At 71.0% G+C, this 19,139-nt stretch carries 19 protein-coding genes; 8 read left to right on the top strand and 11 right to left on the bottom strand.

The window, feature by feature from the left end:
- Positions 1-24: 24 nt before the first annotated feature.
- Complete coding sequence (locus ABZ454_RS04675) at positions 25-660, top strand: SRPBCC family protein (protein WP_359536062.1); 636 nt, start codon at positions 25-27, stop codon at positions 658-660.
- A 324-nt stretch (positions 661-984) separates the two neighbouring features.
- On the opposite strand, the gene ABZ454_RS04670 is transcribed toward ABZ454_RS04675, so the two are convergent.
- The 5 genes from ABZ454_RS04670 to ABZ454_RS04650 all read right to left on the bottom strand — a co-directional run bounded on the left by ABZ454_RS04670 (position 985) and on the right by ABZ454_RS04650 (position 5,120).
- Positions 985-1,527 (bottom strand): GNAT family N-acetyltransferase, encoded by a 543-nt coding sequence (locus tag ABZ454_RS04670; protein ID WP_359536061.1) that lies wholly within the window; start codon positions 1,525-1,527, stop codon positions 985-987.
- 39 nt (positions 1,528-1,566) lie between these two features.
- A complete protein-coding gene (locus ABZ454_RS04665; RefSeq protein WP_359536060.1) occupies positions 1,567-1,914 on the bottom strand; it encodes a MerR family transcriptional regulator in 348 nt (115 codons plus the stop codon).
- 22 nt (positions 1,915-1,936) lie between these two features.
- Complete coding sequence (locus ABZ454_RS04660) at positions 1,937-2,875, bottom strand: aldo/keto reductase (protein WP_359536059.1); 939 nt, start codon at positions 2,873-2,875, stop codon at positions 1,937-1,939.
- 131 nt (positions 2,876-3,006) lie between these two features.
- Positions 3,007-4,005: a polysaccharide deacetylase family protein gene (locus tag ABZ454_RS04655; protein WP_359536058.1), complete on the bottom strand. Its 999-nt coding sequence runs from the start codon at positions 4,003-4,005 to the stop codon at positions 3,007-3,009.
- 92 nt (positions 4,006-4,097) lie between these two features.
- Positions 4,098-5,120 carry a glycoside hydrolase family 11 protein gene (locus tag ABZ454_RS04650; RefSeq protein ID WP_356318112.1) on the bottom strand — a complete coding sequence of 341 codons (1,023 nt, stop codon included), beginning with the start codon at positions 5,118-5,120 and terminating at the stop codon, positions 4,098-4,100.
- A gap of 691 nt (positions 5,121-5,811) precedes the next feature.
- On the opposite strand from ABZ454_RS04650, the gene ABZ454_RS04645 reads away from it, so the two are divergent.
- Positions 5,812-7,068, top strand: coding sequence for a M20 family metallopeptidase (locus tag ABZ454_RS04645; RefSeq protein WP_359536057.1), 1,257 nt, complete (start codon positions 5,812-5,814; stop codon positions 7,066-7,068).
- A gap of 69 nt (positions 7,069-7,137) precedes the next feature.
- On the opposite strand, the gene ABZ454_RS04640 is transcribed toward ABZ454_RS04645, so the two are convergent.
- Positions 7,138-8,010, bottom strand: a complete 873-nt coding sequence (locus tag ABZ454_RS04640; RefSeq protein WP_359536056.1) for a methyltransferase domain-containing protein — start codon at positions 8,008-8,010, stop codon at positions 7,138-7,140.
- 28 nt (positions 8,011-8,038) lie between these two features.
- Between ABZ454_RS04640 and ABZ454_RS04635 the strand changes: the two genes are divergently transcribed.
- Positions 8,039-9,532: a PLP-dependent aminotransferase family protein gene (locus ABZ454_RS04635; protein WP_359536055.1), complete on the top strand. Its 1,494-nt coding sequence runs from the start codon at positions 8,039-8,041 to the stop codon at positions 9,530-9,532.
- A gap of 60 nt (positions 9,533-9,592) precedes the next feature.
- On the opposite strand, the gene ABZ454_RS04630 is transcribed toward ABZ454_RS04635, so the two are convergent.
- Positions 9,593-10,171, bottom strand: coding sequence for a GNAT family N-acetyltransferase (locus ABZ454_RS04630; protein WP_359536054.1), 579 nt, complete (start codon positions 10,169-10,171; stop codon positions 9,593-9,595).
- Between the two features lie 117 nt (positions 10,172-10,288).
- Positions 10,289-11,248: an MBL fold metallo-hydrolase gene (locus ABZ454_RS04625; protein WP_359536053.1), complete on the bottom strand. Its 960-nt coding sequence runs from the start codon at positions 11,246-11,248 to the stop codon at positions 10,289-10,291.
- A gap of 231 nt (positions 11,249-11,479) precedes the next feature.
- Here ABZ454_RS04625 and ABZ454_RS04620 point away from each other — a divergent pair, with 231 nt between their 5' ends.
- The 3 genes from ABZ454_RS04620 (at position 11,480) to ABZ454_RS04610 (ending at position 13,676) form a co-directional block, all read left to right on the top strand.
- Positions 11,480-11,971: a hypothetical protein gene (locus ABZ454_RS04620; RefSeq protein ID WP_359536052.1), complete on the top strand. Its 492-nt coding sequence runs from the start codon at positions 11,480-11,482 to the stop codon at positions 11,969-11,971.
- Complete coding sequence (locus ABZ454_RS04615; protein WP_356318126.1) at positions 11,968-12,282, top strand: transcriptional regulator; 315 nt, start codon at positions 11,968-11,970, stop codon at positions 12,280-12,282. The genes ABZ454_RS04620 and ABZ454_RS04615 overlap by 4 nt, the downstream gene beginning before the upstream one ends.
- A 134-nt stretch (positions 12,283-12,416) precedes the next feature.
- Positions 12,417-13,676 carry a TerD family protein gene (locus tag ABZ454_RS04610; RefSeq protein ID WP_359536051.1) on the top strand — a complete coding sequence of 420 codons (1,260 nt, stop codon included), beginning with the start codon at positions 12,417-12,419 and terminating at the stop codon, positions 13,674-13,676.
- 145 nt (positions 13,677-13,821) lie between these two features.
- On the opposite strand, the gene ABZ454_RS04605 is transcribed toward ABZ454_RS04610, so the two are convergent.
- Positions 13,822-14,277: a VOC family protein gene (locus tag ABZ454_RS04605; protein WP_359536050.1), complete on the bottom strand. Its 456-nt coding sequence runs from the start codon at positions 14,275-14,277 to the stop codon at positions 13,822-13,824.
- A gap of 99 nt (positions 14,278-14,376) precedes the next feature.
- Positions 14,377-14,967 carry a TetR/AcrR family transcriptional regulator gene (locus tag ABZ454_RS04600; RefSeq protein ID WP_359536049.1) on the bottom strand — a complete coding sequence of 197 codons (591 nt, stop codon included), beginning with the start codon at positions 14,965-14,967 and terminating at the stop codon, positions 14,377-14,379.
- 510 nt (positions 14,968-15,477) lie between these two features.
- On the opposite strand from ABZ454_RS04600, the gene ABZ454_RS04595 reads away from it, so the two are divergent.
- Positions 15,478-16,392: an alpha/beta hydrolase gene (locus tag ABZ454_RS04595; RefSeq protein ID WP_359536048.1), complete on the top strand. Its 915-nt coding sequence runs from the start codon at positions 15,478-15,480 to the stop codon at positions 16,390-16,392.
- 88 nt (positions 16,393-16,480) lie between these two features.
- Here ABZ454_RS04595 and ABZ454_RS04590 read toward each other — a convergent pair whose 3' ends face one another.
- Positions 16,481-16,768 carry a DUF1905 domain-containing protein gene (locus ABZ454_RS04590; protein WP_359536179.1) on the bottom strand — a complete coding sequence of 96 codons (288 nt, stop codon included), beginning with the start codon at positions 16,766-16,768 and terminating at the stop codon, positions 16,481-16,483.
- A gap of 486 nt (positions 16,769-17,254) precedes the next feature.
- On the opposite strand from ABZ454_RS04590, the gene ABZ454_RS04585 reads away from it, so the two are divergent.
- Positions 17,255-19,069 (top strand): ABC transporter ATP-binding protein, encoded by a 1,815-nt coding sequence (locus ABZ454_RS04585; protein ID WP_359536047.1) that lies wholly within the window; start codon positions 17,255-17,257, stop codon positions 19,067-19,069.
- Positions 19,070-19,139 lie beyond the last annotated feature (70 nt).

Genomic DNA, 19,139 nt, shown 5'->3' with positions numbered 1-19,139 from the left:
CGGCCGCCCCCTGATGGGACAACCATGCAGCTCGACCACTCCTTCACCGTCCCGGCCGCTCCCGACGACGCCTGGCAGCTCTTCCAGGACCTCGGCCGGGTCGCGCCCTGTATGCCCGGCGCCGTGCTGGACACCCTCGACGGCGACTCCTTCACCGGCCGCGTCAAGGTCAAGGTCGGCGCGGTGCAGATGAGTTACCGCGGCGAGGGCACCGTCACCCGGGACGGCGCCGCCCACTCGATGCTCCTCGACCTCAGCGGGAGCGAGACCCGGGGCGCGGGGACCGCGTCGGCCACCGTCAGCGCGACGCTGACCGTCCATCCGGCCGGCACCCTCGTGCGCGTCCGCACGGACCTCGACATCACCGGCCGGCCCGCACAGTTCGGCCGGGGCATCATGACCGAGGTCGGCGACCGCATCGTTCAGCAGTTCGCCACCCGACTCGAAGAGCTGCTGCGGGACGTCGGGCCCGGCGCGTCCGCGGTGTCCACGACGGGCCTGGCGGAAACCCTCCAGGGCCGGCACGCGCCCGAGCCGGAGGCCATCGACCTCGGTGCGGCGGCGCTGCCCGTGCTCCTCAGGAAGGCCGCGGCGCCCACGGCCGCTTTGCTGTTCGCGGTGGTGGTGATTCAGGCGCTGAGGCGGCGGTCTCGCAGGTGAACCCTACGACTGGCTCAGGACGCTGCCGCGGTCGTGACCCGTACGGACCGGCCACGGCCGACGGGCGTTCCCCCACCCGGAGTTGACCGTGCCGAGGGAGACTGCCTGAAGGGGCACGCGGTGCCCACCAGGGACGGCCGCAAGGTCGCCGAGCCGACCCCATGCGGAGGAGGCCGTCGAAGGGGTGGCACCGCCGCCGGACGAGCACCTGGACCGTTTCCTCGGCGGTCGGCGGTCGGCGGTCGGCGGTCGGCGGTCGGCGGTCGGCGGTCGGCGGTGTCGGCGGGCGTCAGCCGATTCCGTATCCGGACGAGCGCGGAGCGGTCAGGGTCCGGTGTCAGTGCGGTCGGGAGTCGAGGGGCCGTCCGGACGCGGGGCCAGATCGACGGTGAAGGCGACCCGGTCGAGCCCGGGACCGTCGTAGTCCGGCTGGACGGGCGTGGCGGTGAACCCGAGCCGGGTGTGGAAAGCCTGCGAGGCGGTGTTCTCCGGGCTGGTGATGCAGTGCACATACCGGCGGCCCTGTGTCCGCACGAGCCCGAAGAAGGCGCGGTAGAGGGCACGTCCGACCCCTTGCCCGTGCAGAGCCGGGTCGACGCCGACGAAGTGCACGTAGGCGACATCCGGTTCGGTCTGCGAGAGGAATCCTACGAGAAACGCGGCGAGTTCCCCGTCCGGGCGCTCGATCAACAGGCTGGTGGAAGTGAAGTGCTGGAAGTACAGGCGGGGGAGGAGGAGCGCGCGTTCGACCGCCCCTGCCTCACCCTTGAGCCCGCCCCACCACCTGTCCAGCACGGCCAGTACCCGCGCGTGGTCCTCGGCAACGGGGTGTCGGGACGTCAGTCCGCGGGGGAGATCGTTGATCACCTGGGCAGTGTAGAGGCGGGACGACCGGGCGGGCCCGGTTCAGCTGTAGTACGCGATCTTCTCGTCGAGGACGTCCATGGCCCGGCAGAGGGCCGCCACCTGCTGCTCCAAGGTGGCACGACGCTCACGGAGGAAGGCGACCCGGTCCTGCGCGGGGTGCTCGGCGCGCAGGATGGCGACGAACCCGCGCAGGTCCGCGATGCCGAGACCGGCCTCACGAAAGCAGGTGACCAGGCCGATCCAGAAGACGTCGTCCTGGGTGTACTCCCTGTGGCCACCGCCGGAGCGGCGGATCGGACCGATGAGCCCTTCGCGCTCGTAATAGCGCAGCGTGTCGATGGAGACACCGGTACGGTCGGCGGCTGCCGCCGGCGTGAGGGTGGTCATGGGGTTTCCTTTCCGACCGCTGCTACCGCGCTCCGGCGAAGCGCGCCAGGTGCTCGTCGCTGAGCCGCACACTGCGTGCGGAGAGTGCCTGCTCGATCTGCTCCACCCGGCTCGCGCCGACGATGGGGTCGATCTGATGCCGCATCAGCCATGCGAGGACGACCTGGTTCCTCGTGACCGAGAGCTCGCCGGATATGTCGTCCAGGACCGAGAGCACCCGGGTGGTTCCGGGATGATCGTACGTGGGAGGAAGCGGCTTGTCCGGGCGGACGTAGGAGCCCCACAGCAACGAACTGTACGACCACACGGTGAGCCCCTCCGACCGCGCGAGATCCAGATCCTCGTCCCCGAGCATGCGGTGGCCGCCCTCCGCGACGGGGGTGAGCGGTCGCGGCTGGACGAGGGAGTGGCGCAGTTGCAGAGCCGTCCACGGCTCCACGCCCCGCTCCCGGGCGAGCGACCGGGCCCGCTCGACGCGCCAGGCGGCGTGGTTCGCCGCCCCGACCCGCAACGCCACTCCCTTCGCCACGAGTTCGCCGAACGCGCCGACCGTCTCCTGAAGCGGTACGGTGCGGTCCTCGGCGTGGGCCCAGAGCAGGTCGACGTGATCGACTCCGAGACGCTCCAGGCTCTCCTCCACGCCGGTGCGGACGGCGAGGGCGGAGAGCCCTTCGGCGCTTTCCGGCCAGGAGTGCGGGACCAGCGGGTTCTGCCGGACCTTCGTCGCGATCCGCACCGCGTCCCGCACGCCGGGACGAGCACGGAGCCACGCGCCGATGACGCGCTCGCTGGCGCCGCCGACGCCGTCGGCATCGGCCCAGAAGGAGTAGCAGTTGGCGGTGTCGAGCCAGACACCGCCGCCGGCGACGAAGGCGTCGAGGATCGCGAAGGCCTGGTCGGGGCCGACCCGGGTGCCGAAGTCCATGGTTCCCAGAACGATCTGGGGATCGGTGATGTTCATGCCCCCATGCTCGGATCTGGAGCGCGCTCCAGGTCAAGTGAGGCGGTGCGGGCGGGTCGGATCCGGACGAGGAAGGACCCGAGGGTGCGGCGGCCGCAGGGCCGCCGCACCGGCACGTGCGCTTTCGGTGGTCAGCCGGTACTGCACGAGACCGTCGGCCAGGTCCATGAGCCGTTGGTCTGCAGCGTCACCCCCCAGGTGTTCCCGCTGCCGTTGGGCTTCGCGGTCAGGACCTGGGCGCTGGGGAAGGAAGCGCTGACGTTCCAGGTGGACAGGACCTTTTCGGGGGAGGGCACGTTCATGGTGACGGTCCAGTTGCTGGAGCCCGTGACGGAGACGTTGAGGTTGTAGCGGTCGCCCCACTGCTGCCCTGCGGACAGGGTCGCCGTGCATCCGCCGGTGCCCCCGCCTCCACCGGTCCCGCCTCCGCCGGTGCTGCCGTCAGGCGCGACGGCCCGCCCGGTCTGCGGCGAGATCATGCCCGAGCAGAGGCCGCGGGATGCGAGCGACTGAGCGATCCGCGGGATCGCGGCGAGCGTGTTGGCCGGCCATTCGTGCATCAGGATGACCTGACCGTTGGTGAGCCGTCCCACGGCCTGCACGATCGCGTCGGTGCCGGCGCCGTTCCAGTCCTGCGAGTCGACGTCCCAGATCACCTCCGTCAGCCCGTACTTGGCCTCGACGGACTTGAGGGTGGAGTTGGTCTCGCCGTACGGCGGCCGGAACAACTTCGGCGTGCCGCCGCCCGCGTCGGCGATGGCCTGCTGGGTCCGGGAGACCTCCGAGTCGATCTCGGCCTGGCTCTTCTGGATGAGATGCGGGTGGGTGTAGCTGTGGTTGCCGACCCACATGCCGGCGTCGATCTCGGCCCGCACCTGGCTCGGGGCGGAGGCGGCGTACTGGCCCTCGTTGAACATGGTGGCCCGCAGGCCGTTCTGCTTGAGGGCGTTCAGCAGGGCGGGGGTGTGGTCGTTGGACGGGCCGTCGTCGAAGGTGAGGCCTACGTAGCCGTTGCAGGTGGCGGCCTCGGCGGGGACGGCGGCCATGGCGGTCAGGCCCAGGGAGGCCGTCGCGGCGAGTACCAGTCCGGCGGCCAGAGCGGCCGGGCGGAGGCGGGGAAGGAGATGCATGGGGGTCCTCCTTGGTGGCGGGTGGTCCGGCCACGCGGAGGAGCGTGGCCGGACCGGTGGTGAAGGGGAGGGTCAGCGCGTGCTCGGTGGGATCAGCCGGCGGTGCAGGTGACCGTGGGCCAGGTCCAGGTGCCGTTGGTCTGGATGGTCGCTCCCCAGTTGTTGCCGCTGCCGTTGGACTTGGCGACGAGTGTCTGGCTGTCCGGATAACTGGTGCTCACGTTCCAGGTGGACAGCACCTTTTCGGGCGAGGGGACCTTCATGGTCACGGTCCAGTTGCTGGATCCGGATACCGAGACGTTCAGGTTGTAGCGGTCGCTCCACTTGTCGCCTGCGGAGAGGGTCGCAGTGCAGCCGCCGGATCCGCCGCCGCCCGTGCCACCGCCCGTGCCACCGCCCGTGCCTCCGCCGGAGCCGCCCTCACTCACGGTGATGTTGGAGCTGCCGCTGCTCTGGTAGCCCTCGGTCGCCATGATCATGTAGTTGAAGGAGCCCATGCTCATGCCGTGGCTCGCCCAGGCGTCGAAGTGGTTGCCCGTGGTGATGGTGCCGCCCGTCCGCTTCGACTGGCGGACGCTCCAGTACTGCTTGAACGTCTTCGTGCCCTCGATCGAGGGCTGGTTGACACGGGTCGTCTCGTAGATGTCGTAGGTGCCGCCGTCGCTGGTGACCGTGCCCTTGAAGGTGCCGGTGGGCCGGTAGGTGCCGTAGTTCTCGACGACGTAGTACTCGACCAGCGGGTTGGTGGTCCAGCCGTAGAGTGCGAGGTAGGCGTTGCCGGACGGGCTGAAGGTGCCGGAGTAGTTGACGGACTTGCGTCCGCCGGTGCTCCACCCCTTGCCGCCGACGAAGTTGCCCACGTTGCTCCACTGGTAGCCGTAGTTACCGCCCGAACCCAGCGTCATCGACACCGAGCCGCCGCCGTCACTCCAGTGCGAGTAGTAGTAGCCATTGTTGGTGCCGGTCTGGTTCGAGGTGATGACGGTGTCGGCGCTCGCGGCGTTGGGCAGCAGCAGCACGCCGACCGCGGCCAGGGCGATCACCCAGGAATTTCGGAGCAGGGTCATGAAGCGGGCGGGTCCGCGTCTGCGCGGTGGCGGCACAAGTGCGCTCATGTCGGTGTCCTCCAGGAACTAAGGCGTACGAGTGGTGCGGGACGGCCCCTACCGACTCCGGACAACGCCGTTGCCCCGCCGCATGGTTGAGCCGAAGCGGCGGCCGGCGGTGGTAGTCGGGCCTGAGCACGGAGTTTTGGCCTGTCCCCAACAACTGTCAATACTTTCGGCAGTTGTTGCGAAACCTTCGGTCTCCGTGACGAGTGCCCTGGTGGCTATTTCTCCAGTTCAAGCCGCATGTGCAGTCTTCGGAATGGGCGACGGTCTGCACTAGGTGGGAAAGGGTCATCCATTCTGCGTCTGAAGAATTTCGAAAGTTTCGGGATGGCTCGAATTCGGCATGGTTTCGGCAGGCGACCCTCACGCTCCGTGGTTGACCCGCATGCTGCGCGGGGGTCGAGTCAGTAGGCTCGTCACCGTGTCCCCCCGTGTGCCTGACGTCGGCTTCCGCGATCCCGGCCGGTGTCACGGTCGCGAGCCGCATCTGGATCTCGCCGGTGTCTTCTTTCCGGGCGCACAGGTCTTCCGTCTCACTGCCGAGCCGTTCGGCCGGACCCGCCGACAGCTTCCAACGGCGACCCGGGAGCACGGACGCCGCGCCTCGCGGCGCCGTACCGGTCCCGCAGGGCAGCGGATGGGAGATGCGGTCCGATCAGGAAGAGAGCCGACCCGACCCGCCCAAGGAGCCGTCATGACCGATCGTCCGCACGCGGTGCTGTCCGGCCTCGCCGGTATCCGCGCCGACCTGGAGGACCTCTACCGCGATCTGCACAGCCACCCCGAACTCGGTTTGCGGGAGCACCGCACCGCGAAGAGGGCGTCCGACGCGCTGCGGGACTGCGGCTACGAGGTCACCGAGCGTGTCGGCGGCACCGGCGTGATCGGCGTCCTGGCCAACGGCGACGGCCCCACCGTCATGGCCCGCGCGGACATGGACGCCCTCCCGGTGCGCGAGCGGACCGGTCTGCCGTACGCCTCCACCGTGACCCTGACCGGGTCGGACGGCAGCGAACAGCCGGTCATGCACGCCTGCGGCCACGATGTGCACGTGACCGCACTCGTCGGCTGCGCCCGGCTGATGGCCGCGGCCAAGGACGCCTGGCGGGGCACCTTCGTGGTTCTCTTCCAGCCTTCGGAGGAGAACGGCGACGGTGCGGACGCCATGATCGACGACGGTCTCACGACGAAGTCGCCCGTACCCGACGTGGTACTCGCCCAGCACGTCCTGCCCTGTCCGGCCGGCTACGTCGGCACCCGTCCGGGGCCCTTCCTGTCGGCGGCGGACAACCTCCGCGTCACCGTCCACGGACGAGGGGGGCACGGCTCCATGCCCCAGTCGGCAGTGGACCCGGTGGTGATGGCCGCGACGATCGTCGTACGGCTGCAGACCGTCGTGTCCCGCGAACTGGCCGCCACCACCCCCGCCGTGGTGACCGTCGGCAGCATCCACGCGGGCAGCGGCCCCAACATCATCCCCGACAGCGCCGTCCTGGAACTCAACATCCGTACGTACGACGAGGCGACGCGCACCCAGGTCCTGGCGGCGATCGAACGCATCGTCCGCGCCGAGTGCGTGGCGTCCGGGGCGCCGAGGGCGCCGGAGTTCGAGAAGACGGCCGCCTTCCCGCCGACCGTCAACGACGAGGAAACGACCCGGCGCGTCGCCGAGGCGTTCGCCGCCCACTTCGGCGACCAGGCACACACCATCGAGCTGCAGACCGCCAGCGAGGACATGAGCGAGATCCCCGGCGTGTTCGGAGCGCCGTTCACCTACTGGGCCATCGGAGGCATCGACGCCGGCCTGTACGCCGACGCCGCCAGGAACGGCACGGTCGCCCGGGACATCCCGGTGAACCACAGCCCGGCCTTCGCCCCCGTCATCCAGCCCACCCTCGACACCGGCGTCAGCGCGATGACGGTGGCCGCCCTCGCCTGGCTCGGCACCTGAGCGGACGCGGGAGCGAGGTGCGTCGCGATGCCGCCGGCCCCTCGTGAGCTCCTGGCCCGGCGGGACGGCTCACCCGAGCCGAGGGGGCGCCGCGGGGGCAGGCGGCGGGTTCACGGCAAGAGCTTTGAAGAAGGTGTAGTGGAAGGTTCCGTCGAGGGCGGTCCGGTGCAGATCGGCGATCCCCCGGTCCCAGTCGGCCGTCGTGGTGAGGGCGGCGGCCAGCGCATTGTCCCTGACGGCTTCGACCATGGCGATGAAGGTGTTGCGGGTGAAGCCGTCGGCCAACGCGGGCCGGGTCCGGTCGGCATAGACCGTGCGTGGGCGGACCACGACGCTTTCGTACCCGGCACCGGCGAGTAACGGCTGCAACTGCCGGCCGAGCAGCGCGTCCCCTCCGGCTGCCGCCTGGAGACGGACCTGGCAGTCGATCGCCGCCCGGGCGTACGCGCTGTCGGGATGGAAGAACGCGGAGCCGTGGTCCCCCTCGATCACGGTGATGGTGCCACCGGGCCGCAGCACGCGCCGCAGTCCGGCCAGCGCCCGCCGAGGATCCGGCAGGTGTTCCAGGACGAAGCACACGAAGGCGTGGTCGAATTCCGCGTCGGCGAAGGGCAGGTCGAACACGTCGGCGCGGTGCCATTCCACCGGCGCGCCGGCCGCGAGGCCCGCGACGCGCCTGCGGGCCTCGGCGAGGGACTCCTCGGACTGGTCGACCGCGACGATGTGCGCCCCGGGGCTGGAACGGAGCAAGTGGGCGGTCTGGGCCCCGACCCCGCAGCCGACCTCCAGCACCCGACTGCCTGCGGGGTAGGCCGTGCCGGCGTGCAGCAGCTGCGCCAGGGTGTCCGCCTGGTCGCCGAGCCGACGGCCCTCACGCGGTGAGTACCCGTGCACGTAATCGGCCGCCGGAACAGGGGAGGAAGGCGTCGTGGCTGTGTTCATGGCCTCACCCTGCTGCCACTATGGCCCGGTGAACAGATCCAATGGCGACTGTCATGACCGGTCCATAACGGCGGGGGCCGACTTCCTTCACCTGGCCGTCGACGAGGTGCCGAGGCGCGGAAAGTCCGACTGGCTGGCCGGACAGATCCGGCTCGCGCTGGCGGACAGCCGCCTGCCGGTGGGAAGCAGGCTGCCGGCCACCCGGGTCCTGGCCGGTGAACTGGGCGTGTCGCGCGGCGTGGTCACCGAGGCCTACCAACGGCTGATCGAGGACGGCCACCTCGCCGGCCAGGGCCGCAACGGAACGATCGTCGTGGGCGCCCCCGTGGCGACGCCGACGGCGACCGAACCTCCCCGGCCCACGGCCCCGCCGTCACCAGGCGCCGTCTTCGCCGCCACGCCCGGTGCGGCCGTCTTCGACGCGATGCGCATGGTCCGGGCCCGGATCGACCTCTCGCCCGGGCTGCCCGACCTCGCCGCGTTCCCCCGGGCGGCGTGGCTGCGCACCGAGCGCCGTGTCCTCGACCACCTGGCGGCATCCGACCTCGGATACGGAGATCCGCGGGGCACACCGGCACTGCGCCTGGCCATCGCGAACTGGATCGCCCGCAACCGGGGTATCCGGGCGGACCCCGACGAGGTGCTCATCGTCGCCGGAACCGCTCAGACGCTCACCCTGCTCGGGCGGGTGCTGTACGACGACGGCATCTCGGCCGTGGCCGTGGAGGACCCCGGCTCCCTCGGAGCCCGGCAGCACTTGCACAACTGCCGCTTGGACACCCCGCCCGTCGCGGTCGACTCCGAAGGCCTGCGCGTCGACGAACTACGCGCCACCGGCGAAGCGGCCGTCCTCCTGACGCCTGCCCACCAGTTCCCCACCGGCGTGGTGCTGCGCGGCAGCCGGCGCGCCGAACTGATGCGCTGGGCCCGCGAGACCGGCGGACTGATCATCGAGGACGACTACGACGCCGAGCACCGCTACGACCGGAGCCCGGTGCCCGCCCTGCGGTCCGTGCTGGCCGACCACGTCGTCTACGCCGGAAGCGTGTCGAAGCTCCTCGCCCCGGCCCTGCGCATCGGATGGGTCATCGCTCCGCCGAAGTACCGGGACGCCCTCGTCGATGCCAAACGGTTCACCGACCTCGGCAACGCCGCCCTGCCCCAACTCGTCCTGGCCGGGTTCATGGAGTCAGGTGCGCTGGAACGCCAGTTACGCCATCTGCGCAGGCACCACCGTCGCCGCCGGGACGCCATGATCGAGGCCCTCGGGACCCACCTCCCGGGCGCGACCGTGCACGGGGCCGCGGCCGGTCTGCACCTGACCGTCACCTTCGAGGCCGGTTTCGCCGACACGCACCTCGCCGCCGAGGCGCTCGCGCGCGACGTGAAAGTGCATCCCCTGTCCTGGCACAGCCAGCGACCTCGTCGACCCGGGCTGGTCCTCGGCTACGCGGCGAGCACGCCCGCCGACATCCGCCGCGGAGTGGCCACGCTCGGCGACGTACTGCGACATCTGTCCTGACAGCCTGCGCAGCGGCGCTGTCGGTGACCACGGACGGGCACCAGCGGGCCTGCCGCGCCCCTACACCCGGGGTGTTGCCGGCCTTCCGGCCGGGGACCACACGCCGAACCACTGCTCGGCACCGAACTCCTCGAACCGTTCCACTTCGGTGAACCCCAGCTTGGCCGCCACGCGCACCGAGCGGTCGTTGGCGGTCTGGGTGCAGAGCACCACCGGCTCGCCTGGGTACGCGTCACCGAACCAGGAGAGCGCCGCTGTGCACGCCTCGGTGGCGTACCCGTGCCCCCACGCCTGCGGCAGGAACATGTAGCCGAGCTCGGCAGCCCCGGCAGCCCCGGCAGCCCCGGCATCCGGACGGACGTGGCCCGGCCTTTCCGCGTCGCGCCGGTCGAGCGTGGTCGTGCCGATCATCGCTCCGTCGAGATCGATCACGAAGAGGCCAGGGCGCCTCCCGGGGACCTGGGGCACCGCGCGCTCGAGCTCGTCAAGAGGCCGAGGGCCACCGAGGTAGGCGCCCACCTCCGACGAGGCGAACAGCTCGATGAACGCCGCCCGGTCGCGGGCCTCGGACTCGCGGAGCACGAGCCGCTCGGTCCTGATCGGGGCGGGCGGCCAGGTGACGGGTCCGAGCTCAGTCATGCCGGGCAACCTATCGCACGCCCGCGGGCCGGGCCTCGGACGACCGACGGCGGCACTCCCGGCCGAGCGCCTCGTACAGGTGCCGCCGCCACTGCGGGCGATTCCGGCTGAAGTGGGTCACGGCGGCCACGGATCGGCCCGCCGGCCCAACACGGGCAGGGCGAGGGCGACTCCCGCGCGTTCGGCCTTGCGGGTCAGGAAGTCCATGGTGACCGTGAAGTCGTCGAGGAAGGCGCGGAAGGGCCTTAGGGGCCGGTCGAGGGGGCGGAAGAAGTCGTCCCAGTGGATGGGGACCACGCGTCTGGCACCGGTGGCCGTGACCAGCCGCTGCCAGTACTCCTCCCGGAAGGCCTCGTCCTGCTTGCCGAGCGCGCCGATTCCCAGGTACACGGTGTCGGCGACGTAGCCGTCGAGCGCGCCGGGCAGACTGTGCGCGCTGGCGTGGACCAGGAGCGCGCGTGCGCCGTGCCGGACGTGGAGGCTGTAGCAGTCACCTGTCCTGTAGTCCAGGGCGCGTACCGGAGGCCGCAGGGGCCGGGTGATCCGGCCGGGCGCGATGTCGCCGGGGCTGTGCCGGGCGGGCAGGGCGGTGAGGGTGAAGCGCCCGATCGTGAACGGCTCACCGATGACGGCCGGTTGGAAGCGATCGTCGGGAAAACCTTGCCCTCGGGCGATGTTGCGGGTGGAGGGGGAGCCGATGAGCCGGGCTCCTGTGGCGGCGGCCACCGCGGGGGAGTCCAGGGCATGGTCGTAGTGCGAGTGGACGACGAACACGGCATCGAGGCGACAGGTCCCTGCCATGCGCAGGCCGGCGGCGATGCGCGCACGGTCCGGTCGCAGACGGCCGAACCGCATGCGCAGGAGGCCCGGGCGGCTGAAGAACCCGTCGGTGAGGACCGCGTTGTCCCCGTCGTCGAGCAGGAGCGTGGACACGCCGAGGAACGTGACGCGTGGAGCCCCCGGGCGGGGAGGCGCGGGCGGCTCACGCACGTGGGCCCACGGGGCGAGGGTCGGTGCCCGCAGACCCCGCAGGACGGTCGTCACGCGTGGGCCGCGGCGCTCGGTGCCGGTTGTCATGCTTGTCATCCTCGTTCAAGTGGGCGTGAAAGCAGCCTGGGTGACGCAACGTCAAAAAAACCGCGGCGGGAAGGGCGGCTCATCGGCCGGAGGGGGGTGTCGGCGGCCGTCGCTCATCCGGGCAGGCCGCGCCGCTCCGGGGCAGCGGGGCGCCCACGGGCGGCTCATTCACTTGCTGTATCGGAAACTCGTCACTTTCCTTAATGGAAACTGACGGATACTCTTTCCTTCATGGAAACCGACGGGGTGCACCTGACGCCGCAGCAAGCCCGAGCCGCCCTGGCCGACACCCAGCGCGTCAGCGCCTCCGCCGCGGAACTGGCGGCCGCACCGTGGCCGACCTGGTTCTTCGTCGCCCTCACGCTCTACGTTGCCGCGCTCCCGCTCACGTACGGGGGCATCGCGGCCGACTCGGACTGGCTGCTGCCGCGCCCTGCCTGGGTGGGCGTGATGCTCACGATCACCGCCGTGTACGTGGCGCTCCTGTCCGTCGCGTCCAGGGTCTGGCGCAACAGGACCGGGGTGGCGCTGCGCTTCGACGTGCTGCCGAAGCGGGCGACCGTGCCGGTCGTGGCCGGCCTGCCGGTGCTGCTGGTGGGGGCCGCCGTCGCGTTCCGCCTCACGGGATGGCCGGGGTGGCTGATCGCGGCCTCGCTGATCAGTGCCGGCGTGTCCGTCGGCTTCCACCTCGCCTTCGTCCGCCTGCACAGGAAGTCCGCATGAGCGGCGAAACCCCGCTGGAGGGATTCGACAGCACCGTCCACGCCCCGAACCGGCTGCGCATCTGCGCCCTGCTGGACACCGCGGGTGAGGCGGAGTTCGGACTGGTCCAGAAGCAACTCGGCCTCTCCGCCTCGGTGCTGAGCAAGCACGTCGCCGTGCTGATGGACGCCGGCTACGTCGAGCAGCGCAAGGCCGTCCGCGACACCCGGCAGCGCGTCTGGCTCCGTCTGACCCGGCAGGGACAGGCCGCCTACCAAGGGCACCTGGCGGCGTTGCGGGCGATCGTGGGACCGTCGGATCCGGCTCTCTGATCACGACCGGAGCGTCCCGGGACTGCCGGGTCCGCGACTTCGCCCGGATCGGAGAAATTAACGACTTCCGGGAGGAGGCAACGCCGAAGTTCCGTACCCTGCGGAAGTCGGAACGGTCACGGAGGGGGACCCGCATGACCTTGCTCAAGGGCGCCAACACACCGGTGGCGAGTGCCCGCGTACGGGTGGAGCTCGGCTGGCGCGAAGGCCCCGGCATACCTGGTGTGGACGTGTCGGCTCTCCTGCTGACGGCAGCCGGCCGGGTGCGTTCGGACGACGACTTCGTCTTCTACAACCAGCCCGTCCACCCGAGCGGTGCGGTGCGGCACGAGGGCAGACGCCAGGACGGCGCCGGTGCGGTCGAGACGATCGGCGTGGCCCTGTCGGCGGTCGAGCAGGAGATCGGGACCGTCGTGGTCGCGGCTTCGACGGACGGCACGTTCGGTCAGGTGCCAGGCCTGTTCGTGCGGGTGCTCGACGCCGTGAGCAGCGTCGAGGTGGCGCGGTTCGACGCCACGGACGCCACGACGGAGACCGCGTTCGTCCTGGGGGAGCTGTACCGGCGCAACGGCGCCTGGAAGTTCCGGGCGGTGGGCCAGGGATACGCCTCCGGCCTGGCGGGGCTCGCCACCGATTTCGGGATCACGGTCGACGACGAGCCCGCCTCCACCACCCCGCCGGTGAGGCCGGCCGTGTCCCCACCGCAGCCGGCCGCCCCGCCTCCTTCGGCTCCACCGGCCGTACCCGTTCAGCCGGTGCGGCTGTCGAAGATCACGTTGACGAAGTCGGCGCCCGCGGTGTCGCTGGCCAAGCAGGGGGCGACCTCGGGAGGCATGCGGGTCAATCTCTCGTGGAGCGCCCGCAAGCCGCCGCGCGGCTGGATGAACAAGGGGCCCGACGCCGTCCGGCTGGAGGACGTCGACCTGGACCTCTCCTGCCTGTGGGAACTGGAGAACGGAGCGACGGGGATCGTCCACCCCATCGACAACCAGTTCGGCTCGTTCGACCAGCCGCCCTACGTCCAACTGGACCAGGACGACCGGACGGGCACGAGCGAGGCCGGCGAGAACCTCATGATCAACCTCGACCACACGGCGGAGATCAAGCGCCTTCTGGTGTTCGTGGCCATCTACGCCGGGGCGTCGAGTTTCGCTGGACTGAACGGGGTCGCCACGCTCTATCCGCCCGTCGGTCCGCCCATCGAAGTGCTCCTGGACGAGTGCACCGTTCCCTCGCCGGTGGCCGCGATCGCCCTGATCGAGAACATCGGTGGGGAACTGATCGTCCGGCGCGAAGCGAAGTACCTGGTGCTGCCGCCCGGCATCTTCAAGCAGCAGGCTGTGGACCTCGCCTACGGATGGGGCCTCAGCTGGCAGGCGGCCAGCAAGGACTGACCGGCCCGGTCGCGTGCGGGAGCACCGCCCCGGCGGGCACCGGGAATGGGCCACGAGGTGCGACCGGCTCTTCGTCCGCCCAAAGGCGCCTGTGCCGGTCGCAGCCGTGAGCGAGTGGCTCTGACCGGCGCAGGCGCAACGGCCCTCAGACGACGTCGAACTCGTTGCCCTCGGGGTCCTGCAGGGCGGCGGCGTAGAACCCCATGTCCGGCTCGTCCTTGGTCCGCAGCACGGTGGCGCCGGCTTCGACCAGCCGTTCCACCGTAGCGTTGACCCGTTGTACGCGGACGTCCAGTGGGACGTTACCGCCCCCTCCGACCTTCAGGTCGAAGTGCCACCGGTTCTTGGCGACCTTTGGCTCCGGGACCTGCTGGAACCACACCCTCGGTCCACGCCCCGCAGGATCGATGATCGACTCCGGTATGTCCCCGGCCCCCTCCGGCAACTCCGCCTCCGGCACCCCTGTGGCCGCCCAGTAGGCGCGCCAGGTGGCGTGGCCGCCCGGCGGAGGCTCAGGCACGTAGCCCAGGGCCTCGGCCCAGAAGGTCACCATTGCCTGCGGATCCAAGCAGTCGATCGTCAGCTGCACTGTCATCTCCATGCTCAGAGCATTCCAGGCGGGTCTGACAGAAGAGTCACGCGCAACGTGCAGGGCCAGGCTGCCCTGGACCGGCCCAGGGCGGGATCGCCGACAGGCGGCCTAACGGCGCGGGCGAAGCGCCTGCGAGAGCGCGTCGAGGGTCACGTCCACCACGGCCCGGAGCTGCGCCGGGCTCGCTCCGGCTCTGCTCATGACGGCGAGGGACTGGTTCACGGCCGCCGCGTGTACGGCGAAGGCCTCGGCATCCTGGTCGGTCATCCGGCCGGCCTTCAGCGCGGCGCGCAGGCGCAGGCGTTGCAGGCCGAGCGCCTGCCTGGCGTGCGCCGCGACGGCCGGGCTCAGCACCGGAATCGCCATGGCCGACTGGGCGACCAGGCATCCATCGGGCAGTGCGGGATCGGCGATGCGATCGAGGGTGACGTCGAAGAACGCGCGGACGGCCGCTAGGGGATCGGAGGCCGCGCTCGACAGGGCGGCGTCGTACTTGCCTCCGTAGCGCGCGGCGTAGCGGTCCAGGCAGCGCAGGAACAAGGTGTCCTTGTCGCCGAGCGAGGAGTAGATCGAGCTGCGGTTCAGGCCGGTCGCCCGGGACAAGTCGTCGACCGAGGTGTCGGCGTAGCCGGCGCGCCAGAACTGGATCATCGCGGCGTCCAGGGCCGTGTCCGTGTCGAACTGCTTCTTGCCTGCCACGTGGCACTTCCTTGCCGGTGTGTCGGTGTGTCGGTGTTCCGGATGCTGCCCGTCAGTCTATCTTGAACTGATCGGTTCAAGATGTGCTAGCCTCCGGACGTGATCATGGCCAGGCGTCCCCCGCACATGGAGACAGAGCGGCAGGCGCGCCGCACAGCCCCGGCTGCCGCCGTCGTCTTCCTCTGGGCCCCCGTCCTGGCCGGGGGGAACCTGACCACCCCCTTCGTACCCGGCCGCAAGCCGCATCCGCGGTGGCCGCCGTCGCCGGTAGCGGCGGCCTGAACCGCGGGGTCAGCCCGGAGGGCCCGCCGACAGCCCCGGATGCGCCGGCCGGCACTTCACCCATTCCGGGCTCGCCGTCCCGGCGTCCCGCAGGCCTCATCGATCCGGCCGCCGGGACCCGGATCCCGAGCCCCACGCCGCCCGCCCTCGTCATCCGCATCGCCCTCGCGGGCCTGGCCCTCGGGGCCTGACCCCCGAACCAGCACACCCCCACCGATGGAGGAACCCATGACCGTCTCCGAAGGCAACCCCGTCCCCGACCTGCCCCTGCACGACCTGGCTGGATTCACCCACCGCTGGGTCGACGCCGACGGCGTCCGCCTTCATGCCGTCGAAGGCGGCCGGCCGGCCGGTCCGGCTGTCGTCCTGCTCGCCGGGTTCCCGCAGACCTGGCGGGCCTGGCGAAAGGTCATGCCCAGCCTCGCCGGCCGCTTCCGCGTCATCGCGATCGACCTGCCGGGCCAGGGCCACTCCGAGCGCCCGGAGCGCGGCTACGACACCCACACGGTCGCCGCCCATGTCCACGCCACCGTCAAGGCACTCGGAGTGCGGGACTACTGGCTGGCCGCCCACGACATCGGCGCCTGGGTGGCCTTCTCCCTGGCCCTCACCTACGAGAGCCACCTGCGCGGGGTCGCCCTGCTCGACGCCGGAATCCCCGGCATCACCCTCCCGGAATCGATTCCCACCGACCCGGCCCGGGCGTGGAAGACCTGGCATTTCGCGTTCCACCTCGTGCCCGACCTGCCCGAGACCCTGCTCGCCGGCCGCGAACGGGAGTACGTCGACTGGTTCCTGAAGGTCAAGGCCCTCGCTCCCGGCGCATTCGACGCCGCCGACCTCGACCACTACGCAGCGGCTCTCGCCGCCGACGGCGGCCTCCGCGCCTCCCTCGCCTACTACCGGGACGCCGCCGAGTCGGCGCGCAAGAACCACGAGGCGCTCGAGCGGGAGCACCTGACCGTGCCCGTCCTCGGAATATCCAGCAGCCACGGCTCCATCCCGGACATGGCGGCCTCCCTCAGCCCGTGGGCCGACCACACCACCGGAGTGGTCGTGCCGGGCGCCGGGCACTTCATCCCCGATGAGCAGCCCGAAGCCGTCGCTGCGGCGCTGACCGACTTCATCGTCGGCGGCGCCTGACGCCGCTCAGGCCTGCCTGGCTGCGCACCCGCCGGCCAGGACACCCTCGTACCGGCCGTCCTCAGGTCCCCATGGCCTTGCCACGACCCTAGAGGCGCACGGTCATGTGCACGGTCACGTCATCGCCGGCCGCAAGGCCCTGCGGCCGGCGCACGGCGTTCTTGAGCGGCAGCAGATAGCCGCCGTTCCTGGGGAAGAGCGACGTGGTGAAGCCCGTCCCGCCGATGCGGGCCTCGACCGGAACCGCACCCCAGCCGTAGGTGGCCATCGCGGCCACCTCGTGGATGTCCGCGGCCTGTTCCTCGGGCACGGTCGCGAAGTAGAACGGCGAGGGGCCACGCCATTCGATGACGCGACCGGTGAACACGACGTGCATGGGGTCGATCCGTTCGTCTGGGCGGGTCAAATCCCGGGCAGCGTATACGGATCGCCACACGCACACGCGGGGATACGCGGCACGGTGGTCACTTTGCCCAGGGGACCTCGGTCGTGGCGAAGTAGGCCGGCCCGGGCTCCCGTTGGGTCCACATGCGCCGAGCACCGACGGGGCGCGCGCGGTGGGACCGCCCTTCGGGCCCGTGCCTCGTGCCCCCCGGTCGCGCTCCAGGCCGCCCGGAAAACGCTTGGACTCGGCGGGTGCCGTGGCGGGACACTGGAATTCCTTCGCCCGCCACCTCTCGTACTCACCCCGACGCACCCCGCGAGCCGCGCGGGGCAAGCCACCACCGCGCACCGTGTGCCGCGGGACCCAGCGGGCGAGGGCACCCACTCGACGACACCGAAGTTCCGCGCGGCCGGTGAGGCAAGCGCCTCCTCCCGCAGCAGCACGTGGCGGGCAGCCGCACGACCACACAGGGTTGGTATGGGATCGCCAGAATCGCACGAAGCGCCGGGCAGGGGCTCCGTGCTCCTCGCACTTCGTTACTACGGACGGGAGCTGGCCCGCCGAAAACGGATGACCTTACCCGCGATGCTGATGCCCGCACTGGGCAACATCGGCATCAACTACGTCGCACCACTCGTCGTCGCGAAACTCGTCGGCCGGATCGCGGGCGACGAGGACACCTCGATCGGGTCGATGCTCCCCTACGTCCTCGGCTTCGCCGGCGTGCTGCTCCTCGCGGAGACGTTCTGGCGCGTCGGCCTGCACTTCCTGAACCGCCTCGACGCCCTCGGCATCGAGAACCTGTACGTGCAGGGCATGGACGAGCTGTACGCCAAGGACGCCGCGTTCTTCCACGAGAACTTCGCCGGTTCGCTCACCAAGCGGGTCCTGAGCTTCGCCTCCCGCTTCGAGGAGTTCATCGACACGCTGACGTTCTCCGTCGTGGGCAGCTTCGTGCCGCTCGCCTTCGGATCGGTGGTGCTCTGGCGTTACGAACCGCTGCTCGTCGTCGGGCTGTTGACGATGATCGTGGTGACGGCCTGCTGCGTGGCTCCCCTCATCCGCCGCCGTCAGGCCCTCGTCGGCGAGCGTGAGGAGGCGATCGCCCGGGTGTCCGGCCACGTGGCCGACAGCCTGATGAACATGGACACGGTCCGGGCTTTCGCCGCCGAGGAGCGCGAGGCCGCCGAGCACCGCTCACGGGTCGCCGAGTCCCGGCGGCTGACGCTGCGTTCGTGGGACTACGGCAACCTGCGCATCGACACGCTGGTCGCGCCCATGTCCGTACTGACCAACGCCTTGGGTCTGCTGCTCGCCGTCACCCTCGGCGGGGGCGGGAACGGCGTGGAGGCGGTGGTCGTCGCCTTCATGTACTACACCAACGCGACACGGATCATGTTCGAGTTCAACCAGATCTACCGACGGCTGGAAAGCGCGATGACGGAGGCGGCGCAGTTCACCGAACTGCTGCTGACGCCGCCCGCCCTGCGCGACCCGGAGTCGCCGGAGCCGCTGCGCCCCCAGGGGGCGGACGTCCGCTTCGAGCAGGTGACGTTCGCCCACGCGGGAGCGCCGCCGCTCTTCGAGTCCCTCGACCTGTCCGTACGCAGCGGTACGAAGATCGGCCTGGTCGGCCGCTCGGGCGGCGGCAAGACCACACTCAGCCGACTGCTGCTGCGGATGACGGACATCGACGGCGGCCGGATCCTGATCGGCGGCCAGGACATCAGCAGACTGCGCCAGACCGACGTGCGCGGCATGATCGCCTATGTGCCGCAGGACCCGGCGATGTTCCACCGCACCTTGCGGGAGAACATCGCGTTCGCCCGGCCCGACGCCACCGACGCCGAGGTCCGCCGCGCCGCCAAGGCGGCGCACGTCACGGAGTTCGCCGACGCCCTGCCCGACGGCTTCGACACCATGGTGGGGGAGCGGGGCGTGAAACTGTCCGGCGGCCAGCGGCAGCGCGTCGCCCTGGCCAGGGCGATCCTGCGCGACGCGCCGATCCTGCTGCTCGACGAGGCGACGAGCGCCCTGGACTCGGAGAGCGAGATCCTCGTCCAGGAGGCGCTGTGGCGGCTCATGGAGGGGCGGACGGCGCTCGTGGTGGCGCACCGGCTGAGCACGGTCGCCACCATGGACCGGCTCGTGGTCCTGGACCGCGGCCGGATCATCGAACAGGGCACGCACCAGGAACTGCTGGCTTCCGAAGGGGCCTACGCGAGGCTGTGGCAGCACCAGTCGGGCGGCTTCCTCGACGACCCCTCCCAGCCGCAGCCCGGGTTGATCTGACCGCGAGCGACGAGGGCGCGGCGGGGGCCCGCAGCGGGGCCCCGGCCGCGTCCGGCGCACCGGAACGGCC

Source organism: Streptomyces sp. NPDC005803, assembly GCF_040630435.1.
Classification (GTDB): domain Bacteria; phylum Actinomycetota; class Actinomycetes; order Streptomycetales; family Streptomycetaceae; genus Streptomyces.
This window is presented reverse-complemented; position numbering and strand designations above follow the sequence as displayed.